Origin of the sequence: Citrobacter sp. Cpo221 (assembly GCF_030332345.1) — a bacterium.
GTDB classification, from domain to species: Bacteria; Pseudomonadota; Gammaproteobacteria; order Enterobacterales; family Enterobacteriaceae; genus Citrobacter; species Citrobacter portucalensis.
In genome coordinates, this window is record NZ_JAOWIA010000042.1 from 1 (window position 1) to 6,328 (window position 6,328).

Sequence of the window (6,328 nt, forward strand, 5' to 3'; positions counted from 1 at the left end):
GGGATGGTTTTATCTGGCTCAGAAATTCGGTTGGGATCTCGCTGTCCAACATGGACGGTCCTTTGGCCGTGACCACGCGATTGCAACAGACTGTTGGCAAAGGTCTGCTCCCAAGCCAACTGGTGTTTAACCTTGCCGTCAGGTATCCAGTAATCACGGAATTGCTGAAGTTCTTCAGCGGTGTAACCCGGCTCAGTGCCGACGTTCTTACCCCAGAGCGCAGCCTGACGCACGAAGTCTGGAGACGGGGTCCATGAGTCAGTGATCGGAAATTTACCCAATGGGCCAAAATCCAGACCGGGCCCAAAATCCTCGTTCTGAGGTTTGGGAGGGATAGCTGGCAGAGGTGGGTGATTTCCAGAAATATCATCCCCAGAATGACTTCCGCCCGCGCGTTCTCTCTCTGGGTTTAGATCTTCTCTTCTCTTCTCTTCTCTGTGGTTACGCGTTACGTTATTAGTAACGTTACTCGTTACGTTACTTTCCTGGAGTTTTTTCCGTTCACGAAACTCCTTCTGGCGCTGCGCATTTGTCTTGGCCGTAGCTGAGCGCATATCACCTGACGTATTGTATTCATTGAAGTTTGGAAGAATGACGCAGTTATTCTCCGCATCATAAATGGCCCAGCCTACGGTTGATAATTCAGCCCCAAAACCGGGTACTCCGACAATATCATCGATATCAGACAGGTCTGCATTTTCAAATACACCGTTACGCGAGTGTTCATTTGCCGCAGACCAAAACGCTACTAGTAACGACACCGTAACGTTACGGGTTACGTTACGCGTTACAACGTCTGATAACGTGGTGTTATGCGAAAGTGTGAACATTTTTCCCACCTCCGGTGAACGCTCCAGTATTCGCGCAATTCCGTTCACCTTCGGGCTGGTGACCAGTGATGTACGCATCTTTATCCAGTCCCCGGCCATTAAGTCCTCCTGAAGAATAATTAAGGGAAGATTTATCCAGTCGCGGTTCGACACGCTGGCAAAACAATTTGTGGTTAGGCATACTTACCCCGCAATGATTTCGCAATGAATTGCACCAGAAAGCCGTTGGTGTTCGCGCACCGCGGCTTTCGCCATTTTTGAACCGGTCATATAGCCCCCAGCATCATCTGCACCATCTCCATCAGCGGCCCGGTTAAGCCAGGGTCAACGCGGTACATCTCCACGATCCCCTCGCTCAACTCTTTCAGCTTCTGATGACGTGGAGCATCCATCGCGACGGCTATCTTCGCTTCGCTGGTTTCTTTCTCCATACGCGCCAGACGAGCCATAACGTTGTCTTCTGGTAGCAGACGGTTGCGGTACTTGAGCGGCAGAACAGCAAGAATTGCTGGAGTCAGCTGACGAACGTTCTCGCGGTACCGTTCGCTGTTGAAATGGTTATCCAGGAAGCGGAACAGCTTCTGACGCTTTCGGCAGAGATCATCAGGGAAAGTGATGTCGTAACCACCCTGCGCCTGGTACTCTTCGATGATCAGAGCCGTAACTACGTCCTGACCATCAGCGCCAGCCCAGGAGCGGACCGCATCACGAATATCTTCATGGCTCGGTCCTTTCTGCGCTTGAGCGCGATTTATCACCACCTGCTGCGGCGATCCTGTATCCTGGTAAAACGTAAGTGATGGCATTTGCAGTCCTTTTATGGTTATGCCGCTAGTCAGGCGGCTGAATGAGGGAATAAATCGGATAGGTCAGGTCTGATTTCATGGGCTTTGACCTCTCCATTTGTAGCCTTGACGATAGACATGACGTGCTTCGGAGATACGGCACCACCATTCAACCACTTACAAACAGCTGGTTGAGAAACTCCGCAGGCGTCAGCAAGCCTTTGCTGACTCCCCACGATTTTCAGTGCCCTGTATATAACTAAATTCATGAGTCATTCCTTAAATGGTAGCTAACGACCAAAAGATAACTCAAGTTATGAATCCAGTCTATAACATTTGTTATTTTACTTTCTATAACCACGGTTATAAATTGACGATATGAAAACCTTCGCAGAACGATTAATCGCCGCCATGACCGCTGCAGGCCTGTCCCAAGGGCAGTTAGCTGAACGTGTCGGACTCTCACAACCGGCGATTCAAAAAATGACATCAGGAAAGACAAATGGAAGCCGTAAAATGGTTGAGCTTTCGCGTGCGCTAAGCGTCAGACCAGAATGGCTAAGCGCTGGAAGCGGGCCGATGCGTCATGAAGACAACATCCCCTCAGAGAAAGATTGGGGAAAAATTGACTCATGGGACAAAAACACACCGCTTCCTGAAGATGAGGTGGAGATCCCTTTTTTGAGAGATATAGAGTTTGCTTGTGGTGACGGCAGGGTTTCAGACGAGGATTACAACGGTTTTAAACTGAGGTTTTCGAAAGCTACTCTGCGCAAGGTGGGAGCTAACACCGACGGTTCAGGTGTTCTATGTTTCCCCGCCAGGGGAAATAGTATGGAACCCAATATTCCTGATGGCACTACGGTCGCTGTAAATACAAAAGATAAAAAAATCGTTGATGGGAAAATGTATGCCATCAACGAAGATGGATGGAAAAGAATTAAACTGCTTTATCGCACAGGACCCGAGATGATCAGCATTCGCAGTTACAACAGTGCTGAGTATCCATCTGAGGATAAAAATCTAGGAGATATAGAAATTATAGGCAGAGTTTTTTGGTGGTCAGTTTTAGACTATTAACACAGATATGGGACACCCCAAATGGATGCATTTAAAAACAGGTTAAAGCTTCATAGTGAGCATGTTAAAAACGTTGGACTTCATTGCACTACTGAAGAAACAACAAAACAGGCACTAATTTTACCATTTTTGGACATTCTCGGTTTTAGTCCATACGATCCACAAAAAGTAAAAGCTGAATATGGTGCAGACTTTCCTGGGGTGAAGGCTAATGAGCGGGTGGACTATGCCCTGTTTTGCCAAGGGATTCCAGTCATGTTCATTGAAGCCAAAGCCTATAAAGAAAAAATTGATAATCACTGCCCACAGCTATCAAGATATTTTAACTCAACCCCAGAGGTGACAATATCGGCCATAACCAATGGCGTTGAGTGGCGGTTTTTTACTGATCTAAAAGAGAAAAATATTATGGACCCCACTCCATTCTTGAAAATAAGAATGGATGAGGTTACAGATGCTGATGCTGAGCAACTTTTTAGATTTAGACATGACAAGTTCAAACCTGAAGCATTAAGAACTCTCGCAGAAGAAAGTGTATACCTTTCAGCTTTTACTAAAACAATAAGTTCAAGCCTTCGAGAAGTTGACCAGGAATTTGTTAGGTATGTAGCAAGCAGATCGAATGTAGAAAGGCAATTGAACCAACGATTTCTTGAGTCAATAACTCCATTAGTAAAACAGGCAGTAGAATTATCAGTAAGCGCCATGGTAGTTTCTGGACTATCAGGAAAAAACTCAACAGAATCCCCTCACGACGAAGTTCATGACGATAACGAACAAGAAAAGTCTGACGTACAAGCGGATATTGTAGATCCCGATAATCCTAATATCGTTACGACTTATAACGAAAGGCAGCTCTTTGATAAAATCGTATCAATCATTGGAGCGGAGCACGACATTCAATACAAAGATACTGCATCATACTTCGGTGTTCTATTCCAGGGTAAAACGAACCGCTGGATAGTTCGCTACTATGATAAAAAGTCGAAATCATCTATCCAGTTGCCTATAGAGTTGAATGACATAACAATTAATGAAATCTCTAGGGCAGGGTTAACCTGTGATACCTCAAGAATTTACATGGATAATCCAGAAGATATTTTGAGGATATCTGGATTAGTTCTTGATTCATTTGAGTACGTGAAAAACGACGAAAATTTCCGCAAGAAGTAAGAACTTAACCGGCCTGATGGCCGGTTTCACCTTCTTCATCCTAAAGTAACAAATCCACTTCTGCTATCCATCCCCCATTTTCATAAAATTAAATTCCCTTTGTTATCATTGACATATAACTTAATTACCATAATTATAAGTTAAGTTATGGACATTATAGATAACTATAGTTATTCTTTCGTCATCGCGAAACACTCAGCGCATCAAGTTCAAACGTTCCGCTAGCCTGGCGACAAGGGCAAAACAGAAGTGAGCTTCGCGGTGGTGAATTGCAGAGTTAAAACGCTCAACCGTGAAGATCAGCGTCACGGCACCACCAGCGAAGTTCACTCAGAAAAACTGGAGAACATCATGGTTCATCAGCACTACGGTACACAGACAGTAAACCGCGGCGCAGTTCAGCCGGGAATGCTCGTCAAACACAAAGACTCAACCTGGACGGCATCAGCTAACGCTCGCGGACGTTTGTATCTGCATCGCGGCGTAGAAATGACCTACACCAAGGATTTGCTGGTTGAAGTTTATCTGAACGGTCTGGGGCATGGACTCAGCCACTAGCGGAGGATGTCATGTTAGACAAGAAATGCGGATATTGCGGCAAGCCGGTTAAACCGGAAGAAGTAATCAAAAGCACCCTTCTCTATCGCAACGGCTCACAGCTGGCGCGTAAAGAGAAAGAGTATTGCTCCAGACGTTGCGCTTCGCACGACCAGATGGCTCACGAAGGCTAAAAGGTGGCAAGCATGAGCGAAAAGTTATCACTTGAGCGGCTGAAAAAGTTACTCAGCTATTCGCCCGAAACAGGTGATTTTACTTGGTTAAAAAAACGTGGTCGCGCCGTTGTTGGTGGCACAGCTGGACACCTTGATTCGCGTGGTTATGTACGAATCATTATTGATGGGAAAAAGTATAGAGCCCACCGTCTGGCCTGGTTATATATGCATGGCAAATGGCCTGAAGACCAAATCGACCATGTGAACGGGAAATGTTCTGACAACCGGTTGAAGAATTTGCGTGAAGCAACTTGCTCACAAAACAACTTCAACAAGCCACTCCAGAGGAATAATACCAGCGGCGTGAAAGGCGTCTACTGGCACAAAGGGAAACAACGTTGGAGAGCTATCTGTCGCGTTGATGGGAAAAGATACGCAGTAGGTGAGTTTCTAGAAATAGAAAAAGCTGCGGAAGCAATAAAGGACTTCCGCGAAGCAAATCACGGCTCATTTGCCAGGAATTCATAAACCAGCGCAATGCTGAAATGCTCCGGTGCCACCGACCAAAGTTACACCGGAAACAACATTAAAACCAAAGTTAACCCAATGGGCGCTATCAATGGTCCTGGGATTCTAACACCCAAAAATGAGGATCTCACATGGAATTCTTTTATGTGGCCAAAGCCACTCAGAAATCCGGCAAGCAAGATGCAGTGATCTGGTTCACTGCGAAAAGTGAAGCGCGCGCAGCTCTGACCCTCGACGTTGAGCTGGAAGAAGCTGGTATCGAAACCGGCCGCGGCAAGGATTACGCCAAGCCAATTCGCACTGACTTCCCGGTTGTTGATGACCTGCCAGAAGAAGGTGAAGTTGATTTCACCTGGTGTGATCGTTACGAACTGGCCGAAGACCAGCGCACCTGGAATGTTAAACAACAGGCCGAAGATGAGTCTGTCGACGACGCTGATACTGAAGTCGGCACCGAAGAACAATCTCAGCCGTCAGAGCAGCCGAACCTGATCGTCATAGCCACCCTGCCATTCCGTCAGCGCGTTCTGGCTCAGTTCATCGGTGATGGTGAATATCTCTATCACGTCGACGCCGGGCAGAAAAAAGAGATTGTCCGCCTTGAGATGGACACTGATGACTCTTACGTCCAGAACCTGCTGCTGGCTGCTGAGAATGTGGAAGCATTCAAAAAAGCCATTGAGCACGATATTCATAAAGTCGTGAATGCCGTTAAGAAAGTCTTCCCTGTCGACGGTAAGAAACCGGAGCTGGCAACAGTTATCCAGTTCCTGACGGTGTGGTTCAAAACTGATTACATTGACCGCGGCCTACTGGTTAAAGAGTGGAGCAAAGGTAATCGTGTAACAACCATTAATCGCACACCTTCAGGTGCGAACGCCGGTGGCGGTATTGCCTCTGACCGCAAATTCCCGCAAACCATTCTCGGGCTGGAGCATGAAATTGCTCTGGCGTTACGTGCCCGTGACCGCGAATTTGATATTTACAACGTCCCACTGGATATAGAACTACAGGCAAACTCCATCATGAATAAGATGGACGATCCCGAATGGCTGGCGACTCGAGAGAGATTCGTTTCAATGCCTGGTAGCCTGGACTACTCACGTGCCTGCATTATCGCAACAGTAAAAACTACACCAGAAGGGCTTTATGCTGATCCTGTAAAACACCAAGAATATTTGAATAGAGTACTGACGGAAACCGACCACGCCAACCCAGA

At 46.7% G+C, this 6,328-nt stretch carries 9 protein-coding genes; 6 read left to right on the forward strand and 3 right to left on the reverse strand.

The window, feature by feature from the left end; translation table 11 throughout:
* From OGY72_RS08660 to OGY72_RS08670, 3 genes are all read right to left on the reverse strand, one after another.
* The coding region (locus OGY72_RS08660) for a DnaT-like ssDNA-binding domain-containing protein (protein WP_286547537.1) at positions 1–929 on the reverse strand (929 nt) is incomplete at its 3' end.
* A gap of 167 nt (positions 930–1,096) precedes the next feature.
* Complete coding sequence (locus OGY72_RS08665; protein WP_286547579.1) at positions 1,097–1,636, reverse strand: toxin YdaT domain-containing protein; 540 nt, start codon at positions 1,634–1,636, stop codon at positions 1,097–1,099.
* A 29-nt stretch (positions 1,637–1,665) separates the two neighbouring features.
* Positions 1,666–1,884 carry a transcriptional regulator gene (locus tag OGY72_RS08670; RefSeq protein ID WP_116360000.1) on the reverse strand — a complete coding sequence of 73 codons (219 nt, stop codon included), beginning with the start codon at positions 1,882–1,884 and terminating at the stop codon, positions 1,666–1,668.
* A 109-nt stretch (positions 1,885–1,993) separates the two neighbouring features.
* Here OGY72_RS08670 and OGY72_RS08675 point away from each other — a divergent pair, with 109 nt between their 5' ends.
* The 6 genes from OGY72_RS08675 to OGY72_RS08700 form a co-directional block, all read left to right on the forward strand.
* Positions 1,994–2,695, forward strand: a complete 702-nt coding sequence (locus OGY72_RS08675) for an XRE family transcriptional regulator (protein ID WP_162873151.1) — start codon at positions 1,994–1,996, stop codon at positions 2,693–2,695.
* Between the two features lie 21 nt (positions 2,696–2,716).
* Positions 2,717–3,868 (forward strand): type I restriction endonuclease, encoded by a 1,152-nt coding sequence (locus OGY72_RS08680; RefSeq protein WP_086523735.1) that lies wholly within the window; start codon positions 2,717–2,719, stop codon positions 3,866–3,868.
* A 351-nt stretch (positions 3,869–4,219) separates the two neighbouring features.
* Positions 4,220–4,426 carry a hypothetical protein gene (locus OGY72_RS08685; RefSeq protein WP_001568763.1) on the forward strand — a complete coding sequence of 69 codons (207 nt, stop codon included), beginning with the start codon at positions 4,220–4,222 and terminating at the stop codon, positions 4,424–4,426.
* Between the two features lie 11 nt (positions 4,427–4,437).
* The gene (locus tag OGY72_RS08690; RefSeq protein WP_061360104.1) at positions 4,438–4,599 is read left to right on the forward strand and encodes a YdaE family protein; all 162 of its coding nucleotides are present in this window, start codon (positions 4,438–4,440) and stop codon (positions 4,597–4,599) included.
* Between the two features lie 12 nt (positions 4,600–4,611).
* Complete coding sequence (locus tag OGY72_RS08695) at positions 4,612–5,109, forward strand: HNH endonuclease (RefSeq protein WP_286547580.1); 498 nt, start codon at positions 4,612–4,614, stop codon at positions 5,107–5,109.
* A gap of 131 nt (positions 5,110–5,240) precedes the next feature.
* Positions 5,241–6,328, forward strand: a 1,088-nt coding sequence (locus tag OGY72_RS08700; protein WP_353655451.1) for a RecE family exodeoxyribonuclease, incomplete at its 3' end; no start/stop codon positions are given.

Coding starts and splice junctions, on each gene's coding strand:
- OGY72_RS08680 (WP_086523735.1), top strand. CDS start 2,717: ATGGATGCATTTAAAAACAGGTTAAAGCTTCATAGTGAGCATGTTAAA.
- OGY72_RS08675 (WP_162873151.1), top strand. CDS start 1,994: ATGAAAACCTTCGCAGAACGATTAATCGCCGCCATGACCGCTGCAGGC.
- OGY72_RS08670 (WP_116360000.1), bottom strand. CDS start 1,884: ATGAATTTAGTTATATACAGGGCACTGAAAATCGTGGGGAGTCAGCAA.
- OGY72_RS08690 (WP_061360104.1), top strand. CDS start 4,438: ATGTTAGACAAGAAATGCGGATATTGCGGCAAGCCGGTTAAACCGGAA.
- OGY72_RS08695 (WP_286547580.1), top strand. CDS start 4,612: ATGAGCGAAAAGTTATCACTTGAGCGGCTGAAAAAGTTACTCAGCTAT.
- OGY72_RS08665 (WP_286547579.1), bottom strand. CDS start 1,636: ATGCCATCACTTACGTTTTACCAGGATACAGGATCGCCGCAGCAGGTG.
- OGY72_RS08685 (WP_001568763.1), top strand. CDS start 4,220: ATGGTTCATCAGCACTACGGTACACAGACAGTAAACCGCGGCGCAGTT.